Source organism: Enterobacter sp. CPE_E1241, assembly GCF_045618265.1.
Lineage (GTDB): Bacteria > Pseudomonadota > Gammaproteobacteria > Enterobacterales > Enterobacteriaceae > Enterobacter > Enterobacter adelaidei.
In genome coordinates this window covers 3,231,933-3,255,345 of the sequence record NZ_JBIWYV010000001.1, presented here as the reverse complement: position 1 = coordinate 3,255,345, position 23,413 = coordinate 3,231,933, and the positions used below count along the sequence as shown (strand labels likewise).

General features: G+C 53.5%; 22 protein-coding genes. 12 read left to right on the top strand and 10 right to left on the bottom strand.

The window, feature by feature from the left end; genetic code table 11:
* Positions 1–295 precede the first annotated feature (295 nt).
* The 3 genes from mglB to mglC all read left to right on the top strand — a co-directional run bounded on the left by mglB (position 296) and on the right by mglC (position 3,920).
* A complete protein-coding gene (gene mglB / locus ACJ9Y9_RS15965) occupies positions 296–1,294 on the top strand; it encodes a galactose/glucose ABC transporter substrate-binding protein MglB (protein WP_024908164.1) in 999 nt (332 codons plus the stop codon).
* A 79-nt stretch (positions 1,295–1,373) separates the two neighbouring features.
* Positions 1,374–2,894, top strand: coding sequence for a galactose/methyl galactoside ABC transporter ATP-binding protein MglA (mglA, locus tag ACJ9Y9_RS15960; protein ID WP_028016311.1), 1,521 nt, complete (start codon positions 1,374–1,376; stop codon positions 2,892–2,894).
* A 15-nt stretch (positions 2,895–2,909) separates the two neighbouring features.
* Entirely contained in the window at positions 2,910–3,920 is a 1,011-nt protein-coding gene (mglC, locus tag ACJ9Y9_RS15955; protein ID WP_008500921.1) for a galactose/methyl galactoside ABC transporter permease MglC, read from the top strand.
* Between the two features lie 49 nt (positions 3,921–3,969).
* Here the strand turns inward: mglC and ACJ9Y9_RS15950 are convergent, their stop codons facing one another.
* From ACJ9Y9_RS15950 to ACJ9Y9_RS15930, 5 genes are all read right to left on the bottom strand, one after another.
* On the bottom strand, positions 3,970–5,358 hold the full coding sequence (locus ACJ9Y9_RS15950; protein WP_028016312.1) for a glutamine synthetase family protein: 1,389 nt from the start codon (positions 5,356–5,358) through the stop codon (positions 3,970–3,972).
* A gap of 121 nt (positions 5,359–5,479) precedes the next feature.
* A complete protein-coding gene (gene sanA, locus ACJ9Y9_RS15945; protein WP_014884561.1) occupies positions 5,480–6,199 on the bottom strand; it encodes an outer membrane permeability protein SanA in 720 nt (239 codons plus the stop codon).
* A gap of 127 nt (positions 6,200–6,326) precedes the next feature.
* Positions 6,327–7,211: a cytidine deaminase gene (gene cdd / locus ACJ9Y9_RS15940; protein ID WP_028016313.1), complete on the bottom strand. Its 885-nt coding sequence runs from the start codon at positions 7,209–7,211 to the stop codon at positions 6,327–6,329.
* A 129-nt stretch (positions 7,212–7,340) separates the two neighbouring features.
* Positions 7,341–8,036, bottom strand: a complete 696-nt coding sequence (locus ACJ9Y9_RS15935) for a CidB/LrgB family autolysis modulator (protein ID WP_028016314.1) — start codon at positions 8,034–8,036, stop codon at positions 7,341–7,343.
* Entirely contained in the window at positions 8,033–8,428 is a 396-nt protein-coding gene (locus ACJ9Y9_RS15930) for a CidA/LrgA family protein (RefSeq protein ID WP_028016315.1), read from the bottom strand. The genes ACJ9Y9_RS15935 and ACJ9Y9_RS15930 overlap by 4 nt, the downstream gene beginning before the upstream one ends.
* Positions 8,429–8,595: 167 nt before the next feature.
* Between ACJ9Y9_RS15930 and dusC the strand changes: the two genes are divergently transcribed.
* The gene (gene dusC, locus ACJ9Y9_RS15925; RefSeq protein WP_028016316.1) at positions 8,596–9,528 is read left to right on the top strand and encodes a tRNA dihydrouridine(16) synthase DusC; all 933 of its coding nucleotides are present in this window, start codon (positions 8,596–8,598) and stop codon (positions 9,526–9,528) included.
* Between the two features lie 145 nt (positions 9,529–9,673).
* Positions 9,674–11,092, top strand: coding sequence for a multidrug resistance outer membrane protein MdtQ (mdtQ, locus tag ACJ9Y9_RS15920; RefSeq protein WP_028016317.1), 1,419 nt, complete (start codon positions 9,674–9,676; stop codon positions 11,090–11,092).
* A gap of 9 nt (positions 11,093–11,101) precedes the next feature.
* Here mdtQ and ACJ9Y9_RS15915 read toward each other — a convergent pair whose 3' ends face one another.
* Positions 11,102–11,674 (bottom strand): DedA family protein, encoded by a 573-nt coding sequence (locus tag ACJ9Y9_RS15915; RefSeq protein ID WP_028016318.1) that lies wholly within the window; start codon positions 11,672–11,674, stop codon positions 11,102–11,104.
* Between the two features lie 157 nt (positions 11,675–11,831).
* Between ACJ9Y9_RS15915 and ACJ9Y9_RS15910 the strand changes: the two genes are divergently transcribed.
* Both ACJ9Y9_RS15910 and pbpG read left to right on the top strand, forming a co-directional pair.
* Positions 11,832–12,419, top strand: coding sequence for a Yip1 family protein (locus ACJ9Y9_RS15910; RefSeq protein WP_008500904.1), 588 nt, complete (start codon positions 11,832–11,834; stop codon positions 12,417–12,419).
* Between the two features lie 166 nt (positions 12,420–12,585).
* Positions 12,586–13,509 carry a D-alanyl-D-alanine endopeptidase gene (gene pbpG, locus ACJ9Y9_RS15905; RefSeq protein ID WP_028016319.1) on the top strand — a complete coding sequence of 308 codons (924 nt, stop codon included), beginning with the start codon at positions 12,586–12,588 and terminating at the stop codon, positions 13,507–13,509.
* A gap of 41 nt (positions 13,510–13,550) precedes the next feature.
* Here the strand turns inward: pbpG and ACJ9Y9_RS15900 are convergent, their stop codons facing one another.
* On the bottom strand, positions 13,551–14,105 hold the full coding sequence (locus ACJ9Y9_RS15900) for a GNAT family N-acetyltransferase (protein ID WP_028016320.1): 555 nt from the start codon (positions 14,103–14,105) through the stop codon (positions 13,551–13,553).
* 136 nt (positions 14,106–14,241) lie between these two features.
* On the bottom strand, positions 14,242–15,966 hold the full coding sequence (dld, locus tag ACJ9Y9_RS15895) for a D-lactate dehydrogenase (protein WP_028016321.1): 1,725 nt from the start codon (positions 15,964–15,966) through the stop codon (positions 14,242–14,244).
* A 189-nt stretch (positions 15,967–16,155) separates the two neighbouring features.
* On the opposite strand from dld, the gene bglX reads away from it, so the two are divergent.
* From bglX to ACJ9Y9_RS15870, 5 genes are all read left to right on the top strand, one after another.
* Positions 16,156–18,453 carry a beta-glucosidase BglX gene (bglX, locus tag ACJ9Y9_RS15890; protein ID WP_028016322.1) on the top strand — a complete coding sequence of 766 codons (2,298 nt, stop codon included), beginning with the start codon at positions 16,156–16,158 and terminating at the stop codon, positions 18,451–18,453.
* 147 nt (positions 18,454–18,600) lie between these two features.
* Complete coding sequence (locus ACJ9Y9_RS15885; protein ID WP_028016323.1) at positions 18,601–19,518, top strand: ABC transporter substrate-binding protein; 918 nt, start codon at positions 18,601–18,603, stop codon at positions 19,516–19,518.
* Positions 19,519–19,530: 12 nt separating this feature from the next.
* Positions 19,531–20,688, top strand: a complete 1,158-nt coding sequence (locus ACJ9Y9_RS15880; protein ID WP_028016324.1) for an ABC transporter permease — start codon at positions 19,531–19,533, stop codon at positions 20,686–20,688.
* Positions 20,681–21,631: an ABC transporter ATP-binding protein gene (locus tag ACJ9Y9_RS15875; protein WP_028016325.1), complete on the top strand. Its 951-nt coding sequence runs from the start codon at positions 20,681–20,683 to the stop codon at positions 21,629–21,631. Before ACJ9Y9_RS15880 ends, ACJ9Y9_RS15875 begins: the two co-directional genes overlap by 8 nt.
* Positions 21,615–22,352, top strand: coding sequence for an ABC transporter permease (locus ACJ9Y9_RS15870; RefSeq protein ID WP_028016326.1), 738 nt, complete (start codon positions 21,615–21,617; stop codon positions 22,350–22,352). The genes ACJ9Y9_RS15875 and ACJ9Y9_RS15870 overlap by 17 nt, the downstream gene beginning before the upstream one ends.
* Here the strand turns inward: ACJ9Y9_RS15870 and ACJ9Y9_RS15865 are convergent.
* A complete protein-coding gene (locus tag ACJ9Y9_RS15865; RefSeq protein ID WP_008500895.1) occupies positions 22,327–22,440 on the bottom strand; it encodes a protein YohO in 114 nt (37 codons plus the stop codon). The genes ACJ9Y9_RS15870 and ACJ9Y9_RS15865 overlap by 26 nt on opposite strands.
* A gap of 69 nt (positions 22,441–22,509) precedes the next feature.
* Positions 22,510–23,250 carry an HTH-type transcriptional regulator MlrA gene (gene mlrA / locus ACJ9Y9_RS15860; RefSeq protein ID WP_028016327.1) on the bottom strand — a complete coding sequence of 247 codons (741 nt, stop codon included), beginning with the start codon at positions 23,248–23,250 and terminating at the stop codon, positions 22,510–22,512.
* Positions 23,251–23,413 lie beyond the last annotated feature (163 nt).

The following is a 23,413-nucleotide window of genomic DNA, read 5'->3' as shown; positions in this document are numbered from 1 at the left end:
TTACATGAGCTGATGTAACCGTTTTCAATCTGTGAGTAAATTCACAGTATCTTAACAAGGCGCTGACTATGATGTCAGCGTTTTAGGGGCTGAAACGCTATGTAACGGTGATTATTCACTTTCACTATAGCCAATGTGCCGCAAACAACGAATAAAACGCATTTCTGGAGCGTTACCGAACACGGAAGATAGAAATTTTATAAGTGAACTTCGGCGGTCAGTAACGTTTTATTAACACCCGCCTGCCGATCGTTATTCACAAGAACTACCCTGCATAAAAAAAACCGGAGATACCATGAATAAGAAGGTGTTGACCCTGTCTGCTGTAATGGCAAGCATGCTTTTTGGTGCAGCAGCGCACGCTGCGGATACCCGTATTGGTGTGACCATCTATAAATACGACGACAACTTCATGTCTGTTGTGCGTAAAGCGATCGAGAAAGATGCGAAAGCAGCGCCAGATGTTCAGCTGCTGATGAATGACTCCCAGAACGACCAGTCCAAACAGAACGACCAGATCGACGTTCTGCTGGCTAAAGGCGTGAAAGCGCTGGCAATCAACCTGGTTGACCCGGCTGCAGCAGGCACAGTTATCGAAAAAGCGCGCGGCCAGAATGTGCCAATCGTTTTCTTCAACAAAGAACCTTCCCGTAAAGCGCTGGACAGCTATGACAAAGCGTATTACGTCGGTACTGACTCCAAAGAGTCCGGCATTATTCAGGGCGATCTGATCGCTAAACACTGGGCGGCGAACCCGAACTGGGACCTGAACAAAGACGGCCAGATCCAGTTCGTTCTGCTGAAAGGCGAACCAGGCCATCCGGATGCTGAAGCCCGTACCACTTACGTTATTAAAGAGCTGAACGATAAAGGCCTGAAAACCCAGCAGCTGGCGTTAGATACCGCAATGTGGGATACCGCTCAGGCGAAAGATAAGATGGACGCGTGGCTGTCTGGCCCGAATGCTAACAAAATCGAAGTGGTTATCGCCAACAACGATGCGATGGCAATGGGTGCAGTAGAAGCGCTGAAAGCACACAACAAATCTTCCATTCCTGTATTCGGTGTGGATGCGCTGCCAGAAGCACTGGCACTGGTTAAATCGGGTGCAATGGCCGGTACCGTTCTGAACGATGCCAACAACCAGGCGAAAGCAACCTTCGATCTGGCGAAAAACCTGGCCGACGGTAAAGGCGCTGCTGATGGCACCAACTGGAAAATTGAAAACAAAATCGTTCGCGTACCTTACGTGGGCGTAGACCAGTCCAACCTGGCTGAGTTTATCGGTAAATAAGTAATTAGTACTGTCTTCACTGGGCGCAACTTGTTGCGCCCTTTTATAACGCGATATGCGAGGCCAACAAGGTATAATTATGGTCAGCACAACTACTCAGTCGTCCGGTGAATACTTGTTGGAAATGAACGGTATCAACAAGTCATTTCCCGGTGTTAAGGCACTCGATAATGTTAATTTAAAAGTTCGTCCTCACTCTATTCATGCTTTGATGGGAGAGAACGGTGCAGGTAAATCAACATTATTAAAATGTCTTTTTGGGATCTATCAAAAAGATTCTGGCAGTATTCTTTTTCAGGGGAAAGAGATCGATTTCCATTCAGCAAAAGAAGCACTGGAAAACGGTATCTCGATGGTTCACCAGGAATTAAACCTGGTGCTGCAGCGTTCAGTGATGGATAACATGTGGTTGGGTCGTTATCCAACCAAAGGTGTCTTTGTCGATCAGGACAAAATGTACCGCGACACCAAAGCGATTTTCGATGAGCTGGATATTGATATTGATCCGCGTGCCCGCGTAGGGACATTATCTGTATCTCAAATGCAGATGATCGAAATTGCCAAAGCGTTCTCCTATGATGCAAAAATCGTCATCATGGACGAACCGACATCGTCATTAACGGAAAAAGAGGTTAACCACCTTTTTACCATTATTCGTAAGCTGAAAGATCGCGGCTGCGGCATTGTGTATATCTCCCATAAAATGGAAGAGATCTTCCAGCTCTGTGATGAGATTACCATCCTGCGTGACGGTCAGTGGATTGCCACTCAGCCTCTCGAAGGGCTGGACATGGACAAGATCATCGCCATGATGGTCGGCCGCTCGCTGAACCAGCGCTTCCCGGACAAAGAAAACAAGCCGGGTGAAGTGATCCTTGAGGTGCGTAACCTGACTTCACTGCGTCAGCCATCCATTCGCGATGTATCCTTCGACTTGCATAAAGGCGAAATTCTGGGGATCGCAGGGCTGGTCGGAGCCAAACGTACCGATATCGTGGAAACCCTGTTTGGTATCCGTGAGAAAGCGGAAGGCACCATTACGCTCCATGGTAAGAAAATCAATAACCACAACGCCAACGAAGCCATTAATAATGGTTTTGCGCTGGTGACGGAAGAACGTCGTTCTACCGGTATTTATGCTTATCTGGATATTAACTTTAACTCGTTAATTTCGAATATTCGTAATTATAAGAACAAAGTTGGTTTGCTGGATAATTCCCGCATGAAAAGCGATACCCAATGGGTAATTGACTCTATGCGTGTTAAAACACCTGGCCACCGCACACAAATTGGTTCGCTTTCGGGCGGCAACCAGCAGAAAGTGATTATCGGTCGTTGGTTATTAACTCAGCCAGAAATTCTGATGCTGGATGAACCGACCCGCGGTATTGACGTTGGTGCGAAATTCGAAATTTATCAACTGATTGCTGAACTGGCGAAAAAGAATAAAGGGATCATTATTATTTCTTCCGAAATGCCGGAATTGTTAGGGATCACAGACCGTATTCTGGTTATGAGCAATGGTCTCGTTGCCGGTATTGTTGACACCAAAACGACAACGCAAAACGAAATTTTGCGTTTAGCGTCTTTGCACCTTTAAGATCAGGGGCTCCTCATGAGTGCGTTAAATAAAAAAAGTTTTCTCACTTACCTGAAAGAAGGCGGTATTTACGTTGTTCTTTTAGTCCTGCTGGCTATCATCATTTTCCAGGACCCTACGTTCTTAAGTCTGCTGAACCTGAGTAACATTCTGACCCAGTCCTCCGTGCGTATTATCATCGCGTTGGGCGTGGCGGGGCTGATTGTGACCCAGGGTACTGACCTTTCCGCAGGGCGTCAGGTTGGCCTTGCGGCGGTTATTGCGGCCACCCTGTTGCAGTCGATGGAAAACGCCAACAAGGTGTTCCCGGAAATGGCAACCATGCCGATTTTCGTAGTGATCCTGATTGTCTGTGCTATTGGCGCGGTGATTGGTCTGATTAACGGCATCATTATCGCTTACCTGAACGTGACGCCATTCATCACCACGTTAGGTACGATGATCATCGTTTACGGTATCAACTCCCTGTACTACGACTTCGTCGGTGCGTCTCCAATTTCTGGTTTCGACAGCGGCTTCTCGACCTTTACGCAAGGGTTTATCGCGCTGGGCAGCTTCCGCCTGTCGTATATCACCTTCTATGCGCTGATTGCGGTGGCCTTCGTCTGGATCCTGTGGAACAAAACCCGTTTCGGTAAGAACATCTTCGCTATCGGTGGTAACCCGGAAGCGGCGAAAGTCTCCGGCGTAAACGTTGCTCTGAACCTGCTCATCATCTATGCCCTGTCTGGTGTGTTCTACGCCTTCGGCGGGATGCTGGAAGCGGGCCGTATCGGCTCTGCAACCAACAACCTCGGTTTCATGTATGAGTTGGATGCGATCGCAGCCTGTGTGGTGGGTGGCGTCTCCTTCAGCGGCGGCGTGGGTACTGTGCTCGGCGTGGTGACCGGTGTGATTATCTTCACCGTGATCAACTACGGTCTGACCTACATCGGTGTGAACCCGTACTGGCAGTACATCATCAAAGGCGCCATCATTATCTTCGCGGTTGCGCTGGATTCCCTGAAGTACGCACGTAAAAAATAATGCCTTTTTGCGTCACCCGGCCCGCTCATTGAGCGGGCTTTTTTATTCCTCACGCCAGATTCGACTCTTCTTTGGTCACGATGCTCTCAAACCAGTCGAGTTCAGCAAGCTTGCAGGCGATCCACTGTTCGGAAAAAGCCTCGCCCAGGCTGTTGGTGAGATACTGACAGCGGGCAAATGTCTCAATGGCTTCCTGCTGAAACAGCGGCAGAACCGGGTCATCCTGCTGCGGTTCTGGTAAATCTTCTTCGTCGATGTTTTCCAGCCCGTACAGCATACCGGTCAGGATGGTGGCTGCCACCAGATATGGATTCGCATCGGCCCCGGCCAGTCGGTACTCAATACGACAGTTGTTCTCATCCGAGCAGGGAATGCGCAGTGCAGCGGAGCGGGTGTTATAACCCCAGGAGTTAAATAAGGGTTCTGTCAGGTTTTTACGCAGGCGGCGAAACGCGTTGACGCCCGGAGCAATCACGGCGATGGAGGCAGGCATCAGTGCAAGCTGGCCCGCGATGCATAAACGCATCATGCTATTAAGCTCATTCCCTGGTGAGGCAAAGACGTTTTTGCCGTGGCTATCGTTCAGACTGAAGTGGAAATGCAGGCCGCTGCCGGACTGCTGACTGAACGGTTTTGCCATAAAACTGGCCTGCAGGCCATGCTGTTCAGCCACGTGTCGGGTCAGACGTCGTAGTGCCAGCACGTTATCACATACTTCAACGACACGATGGCTATGCTTCAGGTTTAACTCGAACTGGCCGGGTTCAGCTTCTGCCACGATCCCGGTCAGAGGGATGCGTTGAAGTTGAGCTAGCTGTTCCAGCTCGTCAAACAGCGCTGCGTGTGCTGTCGAGGTATCCATATGAAAGCAACCCTGATTCTGTGGATCCTGTGTTTCACGACCCGTCAGATAGAACTCAATTTCCGGGGCAATCACCGGGAATAGCCCGTGCTGGTGAAAACGGGCCAGGACATTTTGCAGTATCACCCGTGGTTCAAACGGGCAGGGCTGGCCGTTGCTGTCTTTCATCGTCAGCAGGATCTGCGCGTTGTGCTGTGGATCTTGCGCAGAAGGGCACAGGGAACCGGCGACGGGGACGCACAGCCGGTCTGGTTCATCATGAAGCGGGGCGGAAATTTTGCCTTTCTGGCCCATGGAATAGACGGAGAGAGGAAAGTAGCAGCCTTTTTCCAGCGTCAGCATGCTCTCCACTGAGAGACGCTTGCCGCGCATAATGCCATTGATATCGTTCAGGTAAACATCAATATGTTTTGTCAGCGGATAACGCTCCAGATAATCCGTGACCTCCATCGGGATACTGTGCTGCATCGCCTCAATTTTTTCATCCAGCCAGAGGCCTGAATTGAGCGCCGTCGGGAGAGATAAGCCCGGGAAGTTAAAATACGGACGGAGACTTTTCAGGAAAAACGCATTCATGATTGAGTTCATAGTCATTCTTCAATGAAGCCGTAGCGGCAGTGAACTCAGCTTAAAGGGGGCGGCATAAAGGGGAGATAAAAAGCGTCAGGCCCGGCGTAAAGAAAGTATAAAGGTGATGTTATTTTTTCTCTTTTTTCTGCATATCAAGCAGTTGTTCAGGCGTGACGGCCGGGTAACCCTGCGCATCTTCCGGCACTTCATGCATCGCCGGGATCGGCACCAGCGGGCCTAAAAAGCGCGGTTCACGTTTGAAAATGTACAGGTCTGCCAGCGCGCCAAAACGGGCACCAAACTCGCGTACGCGCACGCTCAGCATATCTTTTGGTGACGGTACCGCGTAGCACTGCGCCTGAATGCCCATATGCAGGGCGATAAACAGCGCGCGCTCGCAGTGGAAGCGCTGGGTGATGATGATGAAGTCGTTGGTGTCGAAGACTTTGCGCGTGCGCACGATGGAGTCCAGGGTGCGGAACCCGGCGTAATCGAGAACGATATCCGCAGGGTCGACACCCGCGGCAATCAAATCCTTACGCATCGTCACCGGTTCGTTATAGCTTTGCAGGGCGTTATCACCGCTTAACAGCAGGTAGTTCACTTTGCCACTGTTATAGGCGTTCAATGCGCCCTGAATTCGGTAACGGTAGTACTGATTGATCACACCGGTGCGGTAATACTTGGCCGTACCGAGTACCACACCCACCTGACGGTAGGGCAGGTCCTGCAGGTCATCAAAGATATAGGGGGCGGTTTTCCAGCTCATCCAGCGATCGAGGCCCAGCACGATCAACAGCAGTATGCCGACCAGGACAGACAGGCTGTAAAAAACGCGCTTTAACATGCAGATGGCTCGTTCCGAAGATGAAATTTAACTCAGGCTACTTTACCCGCCTGGATAGCGCAAGAAACAGCGACTCAACTGAGGGGTTTTTCAGCAACGTGGCGGGCATTTCTGCCCGCCGGAAGGATTACGCGAGCAGTACGCGGTCGATTGTTGTGCAGCCCAGCGCTTTTAACGTGGCAGCGGTAGCATCCCACTGAATCAGTGGCGCATCGGCAATTTCTGCCAGAATGGCGCGCTGAATATCCGGATAGTCATAGCCGTTCAGGCTCAGCAGGTTGAGTGCGCCCTGCAGCGGTGGCAGCGTTGGGTTAAAGGCGGCGTTTTCGGCATAGCTGCCGCTAAAGATACGACCATCCCGACACAGCAGCGCGACACCGCTCGGGGATTTGCTGTACGGCGTGTGGCTTTTGTTGGCAGCGCGAATGGCAGCCTGGGCCAGGTCATCACCGGACAGGGCAAAACCGTGGTCCTGTTCGTCCATCAGCAGGGTTTTGATCTCAAGATCTTTCGGGCCAAAGGCATCAGGCAGGTAATCCCCCAGCGTATGCGGTGCGCGGCCAGGCAGGTTAATGCGCAGTTGCAGCCCGCTGTTCAGCTCATTCATAAACTGACGGCAGTGACCACACGGCGTGTAGTTAACGGTGATGGCGCTCAGCGCTTTTTCACCGCGCAGCCAGGCATGGCTGATGGCGCTCTGCTCAGCGTGAACAGTCTGTTGCATGGTGGCGCCCAGAAATTCCATATTTCCGCCGAAGTACCATGTCCCGCTGATGCCGCGTGCAATGGCCCCGACGTTGAAGTGGGAGAGGTCAGCACGCGCACAGGCGGCAGCCAGCGGCAGCAGAGCAAAAGCCAGCGCGTCTTCGTCCAGCCCCGTTGCCTGTTTCAGCATCGTGACCTGCTCCGCCGTCAGCAGGGCGGGGAAATGCTCATCCGCCAGAATCGGGGTCAGAGCGGTTTGCAAATTCTCGGCAAGCTGGGCGAAAGCAGCTTGAAAACGTGGATGCATTGCGTTTGCCTCATAAAGGTTAATGGATCGGTAGTTTACGGAGCCGATGGGGCTTTATATGTGATCCAGTTCTCAATATGTATGCAACTTATGAAATCAAAATGAAATTTGCGCGACGCATCGCAAATTTTAGCCCATTACCACCAGAATCAGCGGGAAAATGAATGGGGCCAGCAGGGAGGTGATGATCCCGCAGATGACCAGTGCCAGTGAGCTAAACGCCCCTTCCTGATAATCCAGTTCTGCACAGCGTGCTGTCCCCAGTGCGTGCGATGCTGTCCCCATTGCCAGGCCCCGCGCAGCTTTGGTATGAATGCGCATGCCATTGAGCAGAGTATGTCCAAACACAGCACCCAAAATACCAACGAAAATCACACACATGGCGCTGATGGCTGGAATCCCTCCAAGGCTACCGCCAACCGCCATCGCAATTGGCGTGGTGACGGATTTTGGCAGGATAGAGGCTGCAATTTGTGGAGACGCTCCCATCAGCAGCGCTACCGACGTCCCGGTGATCATCGCCACCAGACTGCCCACAAAGCAGATCGTAATGATGGACTTCCAGCGAGCGCGGATCTGGTGAAGTTGCTCATATAAAGGAAAGGCGAGTGCCACAACGGCGGGCTGTAGCAAATCATTCAAAATTTTGCTGCCGGCAAAATAGCGTTCGTAAGGAATGCCGGTGAGAAGCAGGAATGGAATAATCACCACCATGGCCACCAGCAGTGGATTCAGCAGCGGCATTTTGAAACGTGCGGCAAGTTTGCGTGCGGCGAAGAACACCACCAGCGTTAACGGTAGCGACCACCAGATATTGGCTATCATTTTTTTGTTTTCTCCCCGACAACTTTACGTTCGCCATGCACCAGATGAGAGCTCCAGCTCACGACCAGGAAAACCACCAGCGTACTGACCGCACAGGAGACTACGATCGGGCCGAACTGGGCTTTAAGCAAATCAAAATACTGCATGACCCCGACGCCGATAGGCACGAAAAGCAGCGCCATATAGCGAATAAGGATGAAGCAGCCAGGGTTGACCCACTTAGCGGGTAGAATTTGCAACGCCAGTAAAACAAACAGGATTAGCATACCGATAATGCTACCGGGGATCGTGATGGGCAGCAGCGACGCGATGAAAATCCCGGCATACAGGCAGGCATAAATCAGGACGAATGCACGCAGATATTGCCAGATAATGTTCAATGATTTGCTCATGGAGAAAGTCCTTGCTGAAACGCATTCATCATACAATTAAACCTGAAAATGTGCCATGGATCACATCATGAATTTTGAGCATACCAGACATTCCAGAATGGAACGTCGGGCTTTCCACATACATACAGAGCAGATACTATAGCGCGTCTTTTTTCACAGGTACTGATATGCGTGTTTTACTGGCCCCAATGGAAGGCGTGCTCGACTCTCTCGTGCGCGAGCTTCTGACCGAGGTGAACGACTACGATCTCTGCGTGACGGAGTTTCTGCGCGTGGTCGATATGTTGTTGCCAGTAAAATCCTTCTACCGACTTTGCCCCGAGCTGCACAACCAGAGCCGTACCTCCTCCGGCACGCTGGTACGTATTCAGCTGCTCGGCCAGTACCCCGAATGGCTGGCGGAAAACGCCGCCCGGGCGGTTGAGCTGGGCTCTTACGGGGTGGATCTCAACTGCGGCTGTCCGTCGAAGCTGGTGAACGGCAGCGGCGGTGGGGCGACACTGCTGAAAGATCCAGAACTCATTTACCGCGGTGCGAAGGCGATGCGTGAAGCTGTGCCTGCGCATTTACCGGTGACGGTAAAGGTGCGTCTGGGCTGGGACAGCGACGCCAGGCAGTTTGAAATTGCCGATGCTGTACAGCAGGCCGGTGCCACGGAGCTGGTGGTGCATGGTCGCACCAAAGAAGATGGCTACAAAGCCGAGCGTATTAACTGGCAGGCGATCGGTGAGATCCGTAAAAGGCTGACTATTCCTGTTATCGCCAACGGTGAAATCTGGGATTACGAGAGCGCGCAGGCATGTCTGAAAGAGACAGGCTGCGATGCGGTAATGATCGGCCGCGGCGCGCTTAACGTACCTAACCTCAGCCGGGTGGTAAAATATAACGAACCGCGAATGCCGTGGGCAGACGTCGTCACGCTGCTGCAAAAATACAGTCGTCTGGAAAAACAGGGTGACACCGGGCTATATCATGTCGCGCGAATTAAACAGTGGCTGAGTTATTTGCGCAAAGAATATAGCGAGGCGTTGGGGCTGTTTCAGGAGATCCGCACACTACAAACGTCTGGTGATATTGCGCGGGTTATTCAATCAAAATAATAAATATGAATATATAATTAATTCATTTAGTGAATATTTTTCAAATTATGTAAATGTATAACAATGTCCCCATTGCCACGCATTCCTAAAAAAATAAACAGCATTAAGCGTAATTTTCGCCTTTATTTTTTGAGTGTGTGGCGTAATGAAACGTTCTCTTATTTTATCTCTGAGTCTCCCCCTTGCTTTTATTCTGGCGGCCTGCGCGCCGGAACATACCACGGTATCTCCCCTGAATACGCAATCAGTAACAGCGTCGATTAATACAACACTCCATCCTTCAGCATGGCCGAAAAATGAGTGGTGGAAAGACTATAACGATCCTGAGCTTAATTCGCTGATTGCCAAAGCGCTGAATGACGCCCCGGATATGCAAATTGCCCGCCAGCGCATTACGCTTGCCGAGGCTCAGGCAAAAGCCGCTATGGCTGCCGACGGTCCGCAAATTGATTTTTCAGCTGATGCAGAACGCCAGAAAATGTCTGCTGAAGGGCTTATGGGACCCTTTGCGATTACCGACCCGGCGGCGGGTACTACCGGGCCGTGGTACACCAACGGCACCTTTGGGCTGACCGCGGGCTGGGATCTCGATCTGTGGGGGAAAAATCGCGCGCAGGTTGAAGCCCGTATAGGCCGAGTGAATGCGCAAAAAGCGGAGCTCGAGCAAACCCGACAACTGCTGGCCAGCAGCGTGGCCCGGCTCTACTGGGAGTGGCAAACTCAGGCCGCAGTGCAGGATGTCCTCGACCAGATCAAACATGAACAGGACAATATTATTGGCGCAGACCTCGAATTGTATCAGCACGGGATCACCTCTTCTGTGGAAGGGGTCGAAACGGATATCAATGCCAGCAAAACCGAAGAGAACCTGGCAGAAGTTAACGGGAAGATGAAAGCCGTTGAGGCGCGTCTGGTTGCGCTAACGAATTCCTCCTCCGTGACGCTTTCGCGGCATGCGCTGCCGACGGTCGATGCCTCGCTACCGTCAACGCTGGGGTATGAACTGCTGGCGCGTCGACCGGATCTTCAGGAGGCACACTGGTATATCGAAGCCTCCATGAGCGAGGTGGAGGCGGCCAGAGCGGCTTTTTATCCTGATGTGAATCTGATGGCATTCTTACAGCAGGATGCGCTCCACCTGAGCGACCTGTTCCGTTCTTCAGCGCAGCAGATGGGGGTGACAGCGGGGCTGACACTGCCGATTTTCGACAGCGGCAGACTAAATGCGAACCTTGATATCGCCCAGGCGCAAAATAATCTCTCGGTCGCCAGTTACAACAAAGCGGTGGTGGAGGCGGTCAATCAGGTGGCACGTACAGCCAGTGAAGTCGAAACCCTGATGGCGAAAAATCGCCAACAGCAGCAGGTCGAAAATGATGCGGCGCGGGTTGTGGCTCTGGCGCAGGCACGTTTTAGTGCGGGTATCATCGCGGGTTCACGGGTCAGTGAAGCCAGAATACCGGCACTCAAAGAACACCTCGCCGGGTTGATGCTGAAAGGTCAGTATATCGACGCCACGTTGCAGCTGACGTCGGCACTGGGTGGCGGCTATCATCATGGCTAAAAAGGGTCATCAATCCTCATCGCGAGTTTTCTCGCGATGCTTCAGCCACAGCCGTACTGCAATCACCGCGATAACCACCAGAATTAACCACGCCCAGTGCTTCAGGTGCTGGTCAAGGTTATGCAGCCATGGACCAATCACTTCGCCACCGACGTAACCGAGCGTCGTAAAGATAAGCGCCCAGGCAATCGCGCCAAGAATATTGAGCGGCAGGAAAATTTTCGGAGGCAGATGGCTGGCACCTATCAGTATCGGGCCGATAATTCGAAAGCCGTACATAAAGCGTGTGCCAATGACGAACAGATAGGGATGACGTTGAATGAGCCGCTGAGCGCGTCGAATTTTCTTCTGATGCTTTTTGAAACGCTTAAGTAGCCCTGGTCCAAAGCGCAGCCCCAGAAAGTAGAGCAGCTGGTCGCCAATCATCCCCCCCAGGGCGACGGCGGCGACGACCAGCGGGAATTTCAGTAACCCCTGATGCGCGGCGACGCCGCCGAGCAATGTGATGGTTTCGCCTTCTGCCACGCTGCCAGCAACCAGCGCGGCGTATCCATATTGTTCAATAAGATTGTTGATATCCATTACGTAAACGTCATCTCCCTCGGTATACCTCCGTTAATCATATACCCCATGAATCAACAGCGGGGAAATCAACGGAAATTTCCTGCTGTACATAAAATAATCTAAAGCCTGCATTATACTTAAAGTATCGCTGACGGACCGACAACAAGGGGGCTCTATGAACCATGTCTGGGGACTTTTCTCCCATCCCGATCGTGAAATGCACGTCATCAAAAGTGAGAATGAAACCGTCTCGCATCATTACACGCACCATGTGTTGCTGATGGCCGCGGTGCCGGTAATATGCGCCTTTATCGGAACAACTCAAATCGGCTGGAACTTCGGGGATGGCACCGTAGTTCAGCTTTCATGGTTTACCGGGCTTTATCTGGCCATCATCTTTTATGGCCTGATGCTGGCGGGTGTTGCCGTCATGGGGCGTGTCATTCACTGGATGGCGCGTAACTACCCGCAACGTCCATCGCTGGCGCACTGTATGGTCTTCGCCGGATATGTCGCGACCCCGCTGTTCTTAAGCGGTATTGTTGCGCTCTATCCACTGGTCTGGTTGTGCGCGCTGATCGGTACCATTGCCCTCTTTTACACCGGTTATTTGCTGTATCTGGGGGTTCCAACCTTCCTGAATATTAATAAAGAAGAGGGCCTGAGCTTCTCCAGTTCAACACTCGCTATCGGTGTGCTGGTGCTGGAGGCGTTACTGGCGCTGACGGTAATTCTTTGGGGTTATGGATACCGTCTCTTCTAAGTTCACTGCATTGCTGGCGTAAATGCCAGCAATGCAGCATCTGCTCACGATTATCCGCTGGCGACAAAGCGCGGTGACGGCTATGATGCCGAAGCCAGCCTGTGTTTACCGTCGACACAGGCGGTGTACGTCATTACGTGCGTGAATAATTATCAGAAGTCTCACCATGCTGAAATTCCGAGTCTCTTTACTTAGCCTGGCACTGTTGCTGGGGGCGTCCGCTGCCGTGCCAGCCATCGCCAAAACGCCCGCGGTGACTGCTGCTGCTGCCCAGCCGCAAATTGCCTCCGGCAGCGCAATGATTGTTGATCTCAACACCAATAAGGTCATTTACGCCAGCCATCCGGACCTGGTGCGCCCGATTGCCTCCATTACCAAATTAATGACCGCGATGGTGGTGCTTGATGCACATCTGCCGCTGGACGAAAAACTGAAAGTGGATATTAGCCACACGCCGGAGATGAAAGGGATTTATTCCCGCGTGCGACTGAACAGCGAAATCAGCCGTAAAAATATGCTGCTGCTGGCGCTGATGTCATCTGAAAACCGCGCTGCGGCGAGCCTCGCCCACCATTATCCGGGCGGCTACGACGCATTTATTCGTGCGATGAATGCGAAAGCCAAATCGCTGGGGATGAACAATACGCATTATGTTGAACCGACAGGTCTGTCGATTAACAACGTCTCCACCGCCCGCGATCTGACAAAACTGCTGATCGCCAGCAAACAGTACCCGCTGATTGGTCAGCTCAGTACCACCCGTGAAGAGACGGCGACGTTTGCGAACCCAGCCTATACGCTGCCGTTCCGTAATACTAACCATCTGGTTTACCGGGATAACTGGAATATCCAGTTAACGAAAACCGGTTTTACCAATGCGGCGGGACACTGTCTGGTCATGCGTACTGTTTTTAACGGCAAACCGGTAGCGCTGGTGGTGATGGATGCCTTCGGCAAATACACCCACTTCGCGGATGCAAGCCGACTGCGTACCTGGATTGAAACGGGGAAAGTGCAGCCTGTTCCGGCTGCGGCATTGACCTATAAAAAGCAGAAAGCTGAACAGATGGCGACCGCGCAAAACGACTGAGCCGCCTGTCAGCGCCGGGTGGCGGCTTCGCCTTACCCAGCTTACTCCGGCAGCGTCCAGTCTCCATCGTTGAGTGGACGCTGCATAATCACCGTATCCCGCCAGTCGCCTTTCTTATACCCCACGCTGCGCAACTGACCGACAATCTCAAAGCCGTGTTTTTTGTGCAGCCGTAACGAGCCGGGATTATTACTGCCATCCCCCACAACGGCAATCATCTGGCGCCATGGGCCTTGTTCGCAGCGCGCAATCAGCGCACTCATTAATGCGGAGCCAAAACCGCGTCCGGTGGTGCTGGCATCCACGTATATTGACTCTTCCAGAGTATAACGATAGGCGTGTCGCGGGCGGTAAGGCGTGGCATAGCAATAGCCCACAACGATGCCGCGATACAGTGCGATAAGCCACGGTAAACCGTTCTCTGCCACACCTTTCATACGTTGACGCATTTCGTCAATGGTGGGGGGAACTTCTTCAAATGACGCACGCCCGTGAAGTACATGCCAGGCATAGATGGCCGCGATGGCATGCACATCATCGGGAAGGGCATCACGCACTTCCAGTTCGGTTTCGGATAAAACATCAACAGCCGACATGATGTGCCTGCTCCTCGTTATAGAATGCCGGAGAAACGTTTCTCCGGCGTCAGACAGTTACTCTATTACGATTAAGGAGCGCTTAACAATCTCTCAAATTTGGCTGTAGGAATTAATCAGAAGCTTGCGTAATCTGCTATTCCGTGTCAGCACTCTCTTTCCAGTATTTCTTCCGCGTTGTTTTACCGATACCGGGATTCATGCTGTTTGTAGGGTCATTCTCGCGATAAAACTGCTTAAGTGCGTCAGGGGCTTTATAAAGATGACCGACGTTGTGTTCCGCAGGATATTGTGCGCCACGTTCACGTAACAGGGCGAGCATCTTCTCCTTCAGTTCGTGCGCATCAACCCCTTTTTTAACGATGTAATCCTGATGGAAGACGTAGCACATAAAGTGGCCATAATAGAGCTTGTGTACCAGCTTGCTGTCAATCTCTGGCGGCAGATGTTCAAACCACTCGGTATCGTTGCGTCTTAGGGCGATATCCAGCGCCAGAATATCTTCTACCTCTTCTGAATGTACCGCCTGATAACGGATGGCGGCACCCGCAGCGGCAAAACGGTGCAGGAAGGCTTTGCTGCCTTCTTCAGGAGTACAGGCAAAGAAATCCCCGTCGGCGGTTTTGAAGAATTCGGTCAGCCAGGTCTGCGCTTCGGTAATCCCGTCACCGGCCATTTTCAGCAGTAAATGGTGTTCATATTTGTCGCGCCAGGTTTTCATCCGCTCCGGTAAATGCGCCGGGAAGACGTTGCCTAACTTCTGCATAAAGCGGTCAGTGAAGTGAGGTTTAAACAGCGACACTTTCTCCAGCATCGCGTCGGTGCGGCCCTTCATAGTGAAGAAGAACGGCATTTTGTCGGTGCCGAGCTTGTCGATCATCAGGAAGGTGTCTTTGCCGTAGCGCTCGGCAATATCGTAAATATCCCGATGCATATATTCGCCCGCCACAGGCAGGTGCGTGAATTCGCCCAGAATATGGCGGCGGATCTCGGTCAGCACCTCAGGCTGATTAGTACCGATGTAAAATACCTGCTGTTTTTTCTCTGCCGGGAACGTATCAAGGCGTACCGCAAAAACCGCCAGCTTGCCCGCGCAGCCAGAGGATTCAAACAGGCGATCCGGATCGGCGTTGTAACGGGCTGGCGTATCGGCTTCGATATCCCGCACGCGGGTAACATAATCGTGATCGTGCGCATGGCGGCCATCGTGCTGAACGTCTTCATCTTTAACGCGATCGTCGTCAAGTTTGCTGAGGATTTGTTCCGGCGTAACGCCCAGATCAATCCCCAGATGGTTAACCAGCGTCAGTTTGCCGTTTTCGTCAATACGGGCAAAAAGCGACATTTCGGTATAAGCGGGGCCACGCTGCACCAGCGAACCGCCGGAGTTGTTGCAGATCCCACCTACCACCGAGGCGCCAATGCAGGAGGAACCGATTACCGAGTGCGGCTCACGACCCAGCGGCTTAAGTGCCTTTTCCAGAGAGTAGAGCGTTGTACCAGGGAAGGCGAGCACCTGCTCACCTTTATCCAGAAGGTGTAATTTGTCGAGGCGCAGGGTGCTGATGATGACAATGTCACGATCGTAATCGTTGCCGTTCGGCGTTGAGCCTTCGGTCAGGCCGGTGTTTGCTGCCTGCATTAATATAATCTTGTCTGCGGTGACGCAGGCGCTCAGCACGCGCCATAGCTCCAGCAGCGTGCCGGGGAAAACCACCGCCAGCGCCTCGCCCTGACCGGAGCGAAACCCCTTACGGTAGCGGGCGGTTTTGGCCGGGTCGGTAAGCAGGTGAGAGGAGCCAACCAGGCGCGACAGTTCGTTGATAAACGTCGTGTTATTGTGAGTTTGAACAGAAGACATCTTCCACTCCTTGTGGTGGGGCAAATTTCTCGCAATAAAGCATAGCGCGATTAACTGTTAAGCGGTCGAGTATTCACGAGAAAAATCAGAGAATAACCCTGCAACGTTCAGAGGGTTTGTGGCACACTGCGCCTTTCGCACGGTTTGGCCGAGATCTTCCGGCGGTTATTGATGAGAGAGTATAACAACATGAAATGGCTATGTTCTGTAGGTGTTGCCGTCAGCCTGGCGCTGCAACCCGCGCTGGCAGAGGATTTGTTTGGCAATCATCCGCTTACGCCTGAAGCCCGGGACGCGTTTGTGACGGAATTGCTCAAGAAAATGACGGTCGATGAGAAAATCGGCCAGTTGCGTCTTATCAGCGTTGGCCCGGATAACCCGAAAGAGGCCATCCGTGAAATGATTAAGGATAGTCAGGTCGGGGCGATTTTTAACACCGTTACCCGCCAGGATATCCGTAAAATGCAGGATCAGGTGATGGAACTCAGTCGCCTGAAAATACCGCTGTTCTTCGCCTATGACGTGCTGCATGGTCAGCGCACTGTCTTCCCCATCAGCCTTGGTTTAGCCTCCTCCTTTAACCTCGACGCGGTGAAAACCGTGGGGCGAGTTTCCGCGTATGAAGCGGCAGATGATGGCCTGAACATGACCTGGGCACCGATGGTCGACGTCTCCCGCGATCCGCGCTGGGGCCGTGCGTCCGAAGGCTTTGGTGAAGATACTTATTTAACCGCCACGATGGGCAAAACCATGGTGGAAGCGATGCAGGGCAAAAGCCCGGCAGACCGTTACTCTGTCATGACCAGCGTTAAGCACTTCGCCGCTTACGGTGCAGTGGAGGGTGGCAAAGAGTACAACACCGTTGACATGAGCCCGCAGCGCCTGTTCAACGACTATATGCCGCCGTACAAGGCAGGTCTGGACGCGGGCAGCGGCGCGGTGATGGTGGCGCTCAACTCGCTGAACGGCACGCCTGCGACGTCTGATTCCTGGCTGCTGAAAGACGTATTGCGCGACCAGTGGGGCTTTAAGGGCATCACCGTTTCTGACCACGGCGCCATTAAAGAACTGATCAAACACGGTACCGCATCCGATCCGGAAGATGCCGTGCGCGTGGCGCTCAAGTCCGGCATTAACATGAGCATGAGCGACGAGTACTACAGCAAATACCTGCCGGGGCTGGTGAAGAGCGGCAAGGTAACGATGGCGGAGCTGGACGATGCCACGCGTCACGTGCTGAACGTGAAATACGACATGGGGCTGTTTAACGATCCGTACAGTCACCTGGGGCCAAAAGACTCTGACCCGGTAGATACCAACGCCGAAAGCCGTCTGCATCGTAAAGAAGCGCGTGAAGTCGCCCGCGAAAGCCTGGTGCTGCTGAAGAACCGCCTCGACACGCTGCCGCTGAAAAAATCCGGCACCATTGCCGTGGTCGGCCCGCTGGCCGACAGCAAGCGCGACGTGATGGGGAGTTGGTCCGCGGCGGGCGTCGCTGACCAGTCCGTAACCGTGCTGACGGGTATTAAGAACGCTGTCGGTGAAAACGCCAGTGTGGTCTATGCCAAAGGGGCTAACGTCACTAACGATAAAGACATCGTGACGTTCCTCAACCAGTATGAGGAAGCGGTGAAGGTTGACCCGCGCACGCCGAAAGAGATGATCGACGAAGCGGTTAAGACGGCAAAACAGTCTGATGTCGTTGTGGCGGTTGTGGGAGAAGCGCAGGGGATGGCGCATGAAGCTTCCAGCCGTACCGATATCACCATTCCGCAAAGCCAGCGCGATTTGATCGCTGCCCTGAAAGCGACGGGCAAGCCGCTGGTGCTGGTGCTGATGAACGGTCGTCCGCTGGCGCTGGTGAAAGAAGACCAGCAGGCTGACGCGATTCTGGAAACCTGGTTCGCCGGTACCGAAGGCGGTAACGCGATTGCCGACGTACTGTTTGGCGATTACAACCCGTCAGGCAAATTGCCAATGTCCTTCCCGCGCTCCGTTGGTCAGATCCCGGTCTACTACAGCCACCTGAACACCGGTCGTCCGTACAACGCCGACAAACCGAACAAGTACACGTCTCGTTACTTCGACGAAGCTAATGGCCCGCTGTACCCGTTTGGTTATGGCCTGAGCTACACCACCTTCAAGGTCTCTGACGTGAAAATGTCGGCCCCGAGCCTGAAGCGTGACGGTAAAGTGACAGCCAGCGTTGAGGTGACTAACACCGGTAAGCGCGAAGGGGCTACGGTGATCCAGATGTACGTTCAGGATGTGACTGCCTCCATGAGTCGTCCGGTGAAGCAGCTGCGTGGCTTTGAAAAGGTCAACCTGAAACCGGGTGAAACCAAAACCATCAGCTTCCCAATTGACGTGGACGCGCTGAAGTTCTGGAATCAGCAGATGAAATACGATGCTGAGCCTGGCAAATTCAACGTGTTTATCGGTGTGGATTCTGCCCGGGTGAATAAAGGCGAGTTCGAACTGCTGTAACCTTTCCTTCCTTTGCATCCCCCGTTCGCGGGGGATGCGTCTTATCTTATGCTAAAAAGGCATTTTGACGGTTAATCACGCCGTTTTAAGCTACGCTTTTCTCTCAAGCCTCTGAAAAAGGCAGCAAAAAAATATGAGGATAGCGGAATGACGATTGCAAAGGGGATGTTGGGATCTGCGGTGTTGCTGGCGGCAATAAGTCTGCCCTTACAGGCGGCGGAGCCGGTAAAAGTGGGCTCAAAGATAGATACCGAAGGCGCGCTGCTCGGTAATATCATTTTGCAGGTGCTCGAAAGCCACGGCGTCAAAACCGTCAATAAAGTCCAGCTGGGTACTACGCCCGTCGTGCGCGGCGCGATTACTTCCGGCGAGCTGGATATCTACCCGGAATACACCGGCAACGGCGCATTCTTCTTCAAAGATGAAAACGATCCGGCCTGGAAAAACGCCAAAGCCGGATATGACAAAGTCAAAAAGCTCGATGCTGAACAGAACAAGCTGGTCTGGCTGACCCCGGCTCCGGCCAACAACACCTGGACTATCGCCGTGCGTAAAGACGTGGCGGAGAAAGGGAAGCTGACTACCCTGGCCGATCTCAGCCGCTACCTGAAAGAGAAGGGCGATTTTAAGCTTGCCGCGTCGGCAGAGTTTATCGAGCGTCCTGATGCGCTGCCTGCGTTCGAAAAAGCCTATGACTTCAAGCTTGACCAGGCGCAACTGCTCTCTCTGGCAGGCGGCGATACGGCGGTGACTATCAAAGCCGCAGCACAGCAAACTTCGGGTGTTAACGCGGCAATGGCCTACGGTACCGACGGCCCGGTCGCGGCACTTGGCCTGCAAACCCTGACCGATCCAAAAGGTGTGCAGCCGATTTATGCCCCGACGCCGGTGGTACGTGAGGCAGTGCTGAAAGCCTACCCGGAGATTGCCGACTGGCTCAAACCTGTTTTCGAAAAACTGGATGAAAAAACGCTGCAACAGCTGAATGCCAGCATTGCCGTCGAGGGGCTGGATGCCAAAAAAGTGGCCGCCGACTTCCTGAAACAACAAGGGCTTGTGAAGTAACGGGAAAAGGCTGTGCCAATAAAATGTCATAACCGCGTCCTGCTGCTGTTGGCCTGTGTGACCATCGCAGCGGTCGCGTTACCGTTTGTGAATGTCGCCCCTAATCGCCTGATGTCGGGGGAGGGGCGTTCTCTCTGGGAAGTCTGGTCGTTTACACCGTGGTTGCTTGCGGTGGCACCGGGGGCGTGGGTTGCGCTATCGCTCTGGCAAGGTCGTACAGCACAATGGTTGACGTTGCTGCTCTCTGAAGGGCTTTTTATCACCCTTTTCTGGGGAGCCGGGCTTGCGGCAACGCATATGGCTTCGGCGGAAAGCCCGCTGGCAAGAACAACGGTGGGGAGCGGCCTGTGGCTGTGGCAGGCGTTGTGCCTGCTCGCCTGCAGCGATGCTATACGTCGCCTCATCTCTGCGTCCGTCTGGCGTTGGGTGCTTAATGCACAGATATGGGTTATTCCATTGCTCCTGCTGTTTAGTGGCGAACTGAATAATCTCTCGCTGTTAAAGGAGTACGCCAACCGTCAGGAGGTGTTTGATGATGCCCTGACGCAACATCTGACCATTCTCTTCGGGACGCTCTTCCCGGCTCTCCTGCTCGGGATCCCGTTGGGCATGTGGTGCTATCGTCACCCTTCACGTCAGGGGGGCGTTTTTGCCGTGCTGAACGTTATCCAGACTATCCCTTCCGTTGCGCTGTTTGGTCTGCTGATTGCCCCTCTGGCCGGGCTGGTGAAGTCATTTCCTGTGTTGGGAACAATAGGTATCGCCGGTACGGGATTAACCCCCGCTCTGATCGCGCTGGTGTTGTATGCACTGTTGCCGCTGGTACGCGGCGTGGTCGCGGGCTTAAGTCAGGTCGCCCCTGATGTGCTGGAAAGCGCCCATGCGATGGGGATGAGCACGCGACAATGTTTCTGGCAGATACAGCTTCCGCTGGCACTGCCTCTCCTGCTGCGTAGCCTGCGGGTAGTGGCGGTGCAAACCGTTGGCATGGCGGTCATTGCGGCGCTGATTGGGGCGGGTGGTTTTGGCGCGCTGGTATTCCAGGGGCTGCTGAGTAGTGCCCTGGATCTGGTGTTATTAGGCGTGGTTCCTACGATTGCGCTGGCGGTTGTTGTCGACGCGCTGTTTGCCTTATGGCTCGCGCTGCTCAGGAGAAAAGCCAATGATTGAATTTCATGATGTCAGTAAAACTTTTGCGGGACGCCCGGCGGCAAGCCATCTGAACCTGAACTTTGCCGAGGGTGCGTTTTCCGTGCTGATAGGTACCTCGGGCTCGGGAAAATCCACCACCCTGAAGATGATCAATCGTCTGGTTGAGCATGATAGCGGTTTGATCCGCTTTGCCGGAGAGGAGATCCGCAGCCTGCCGGTGCTGGAGTTGCGCCGCCGGATGGGATATGCCATTCAGTCGATAGGCCTGTTTCCGCACTGGACGGTGGCGCAGAACATTGCCACTGTGCTGCAGCTGGAGAAGTGGTCGCGGGCAAAAATAGCTGACAGAGTTGATGAACTGATGTCTCTACTGGGGCTAGAGTCCACACTGCGTGACCGCTATCCGCACCAGCTTTCCGGGGGACAGCAGCAGCGGGTGGGGGTAGCGCGCGCTCTGGCGGCCAACCCACAGGTATTGTTGATGGATGAACCCTTTGGTGCGCTTGACCCGGTCACGCGCGGGGCGCTACAAACGGAAATGACCCGTATTCACCGCATTCTCGGACGTACGATCGTTCTCGTGACGCACGATATTGATGAAGCCCTGCGCCTGGCCGACCATCTGGTGCTGATGGATCACGGCGAAGTGGTTCAGCAGGGTACCCCGCTCGAACTGCTAAGCCATCCGAAAAGTGATTTTGTGCGTGAGTTTTTTGGCCGCAGTGAACTGGGGGTCAGGCTGCTCTCCCTGCGGACGGTCAGCGACTATATGCGTCGGGAAGATGCTCCAGTGAGTGGTGAGCCGTTGCAGAAGCAGATGAGCCTGCGGGATGCGCTCTCCGCGTTTGTTGCGGGTCAGTGTGAGGTGCTACCTGTTGCGGACGCCCACGGTGCGCCTTGTGGTGCCTTGCATTTTCGCGATCTGTTGGCTGGGGAGGTGATACGTGAAAACACTGCGTGATCCGCTTCTCTGGCTGGTAGCCATCTTTGTCGCCTTACTGTTTCTGATGCCACACAGCGCGGCGCTGTTCAGCACCCTTTTTCCCGGGCTGCCACGACCGGTCTATCAGCAGGAGAGCTTTATTAATCTTGCCCTGGCACATCTCTGGCTGGTGGTCCTCTCAAGCGCTATTGCTGTTGTGCTGGGAGTGGGGGCGGGCATTGCGGTGACACGGCCAGCAGGCCGGGAATTTCGTCCGCTGGTTGAGACGATAGCGGCCATTGGTCAGACGTTTCCGCCGGTGGCGGTGCTGGCGATAGCGGTTCCGGTCATGGGCTTTGGTCAGCAACCGGCAATTATTGCGCTGATTTTATATGGCGTATTGCCCATTCTGCAGGGCACGCTGGCGGGTATCGCGGCAGTACCTGCATCTGTATTGAGTGTGGCTGAAGGGATGGGAATGAGTCGCGGGCAGCAGCTACGTAAGGTTGAATTGCCATTAGCGGCGCCCGTTATTATTGCCGGGATCCGCACGTCGGTCATTATCAACATCGGAACGGCAACAATTGCGTCGACGGTAGGAGCCAATACGCTGGGAACGCCGATTATAATCGGCTTAAGCGGGTTTAATACGGCCTATATTGTGCAGGGGGCGGTGCTGGTCGCGCTGGCGGCGATCGTCGTCGATCGCGTTTTTGAGCGGCTGACGCTGCACCTCAGCCGACACCGCCGCGAACAATAAACGAGTATCCTGCCAGCATCACGCCGCCGATACCGCTTACGGCCATCAGGACAAAAAGGGTAATAATGGCCAGTTTGGTTGCCTTCATCATCTGCTCCTGTTGTTAACGGAACAATTATACGGTGAAGCGCAGCTGTTAATGAACCATTAAATGCCGTTACTGTTCATCCGGGCCAAGTGAGTAAACCGGGTAACCATGTTCACGCCATTCCGTCAGCAGCTGTTGCTGCGAGGCGGATGGCACTTCGCCACACCAGACCAGCAGAGTCTGACCATCGAAAAATTCGGGCCGCAGCTGTGCCAGCGAATGCGCAAGGACATCCACGCGCCAGCCCTTTTGCGTTGCAATCCAGGCTTCCAGCCACAGGCGGGTGGTATCGTGCACGTTCCATCCGATCACCAGCGCATCTTTCCCGGCCTTGCTCTTCGCGGAGGCAAGACAGACGGCAATGTAGTTGATAAGCACACCATCGAGCATACTGAGCAGCGCCTGCAGGGTGGACTGTTGGCACTGCAGACGACGGCGAAGCGGTATGAAAAGATGCGTGATCAGCGTTTGTGCCGGATAATCGCGCCCTTGCTCTTTTATCCATGCGCGCAGGCGCTGCAGGTTGCCTGCCTGCAGAAGTCTTAGCAGGGTTTCCTGTTGTTCGCGCCAGAGGTGCTGTGTGTCAGGATCGTCCTGGCAAAGCAGAGACTTTACTTTGCCAACCTGCACACCGTTGTCGATCCAGCTTTTAATCTCACGGATCCGGTCGATATCGGCATCGTTGAAAAGGCGATGTCCGCCATCTGTTCTTTGCGGCTTGAGTAATCCATACCGCCGTTGCCACGCCCGTAGGGTAACGGGATTGATATCACAAAGGAGTGCTACTTCACCTATTGTGTAAAGCGCCATATTCGCCCCCTGGCTCACGCTTTCCCAGTTTAAATGTAGACCCACTTTGCCGAACCAGGAAGAATTGATTGATTTTTGAACAAACAATGCGAAGCATGCGCGATATTCAGAAAAAGGTGTGATAACGGACACGATTTTGCGCTTTTTTGGGGTGCTTCAAAGA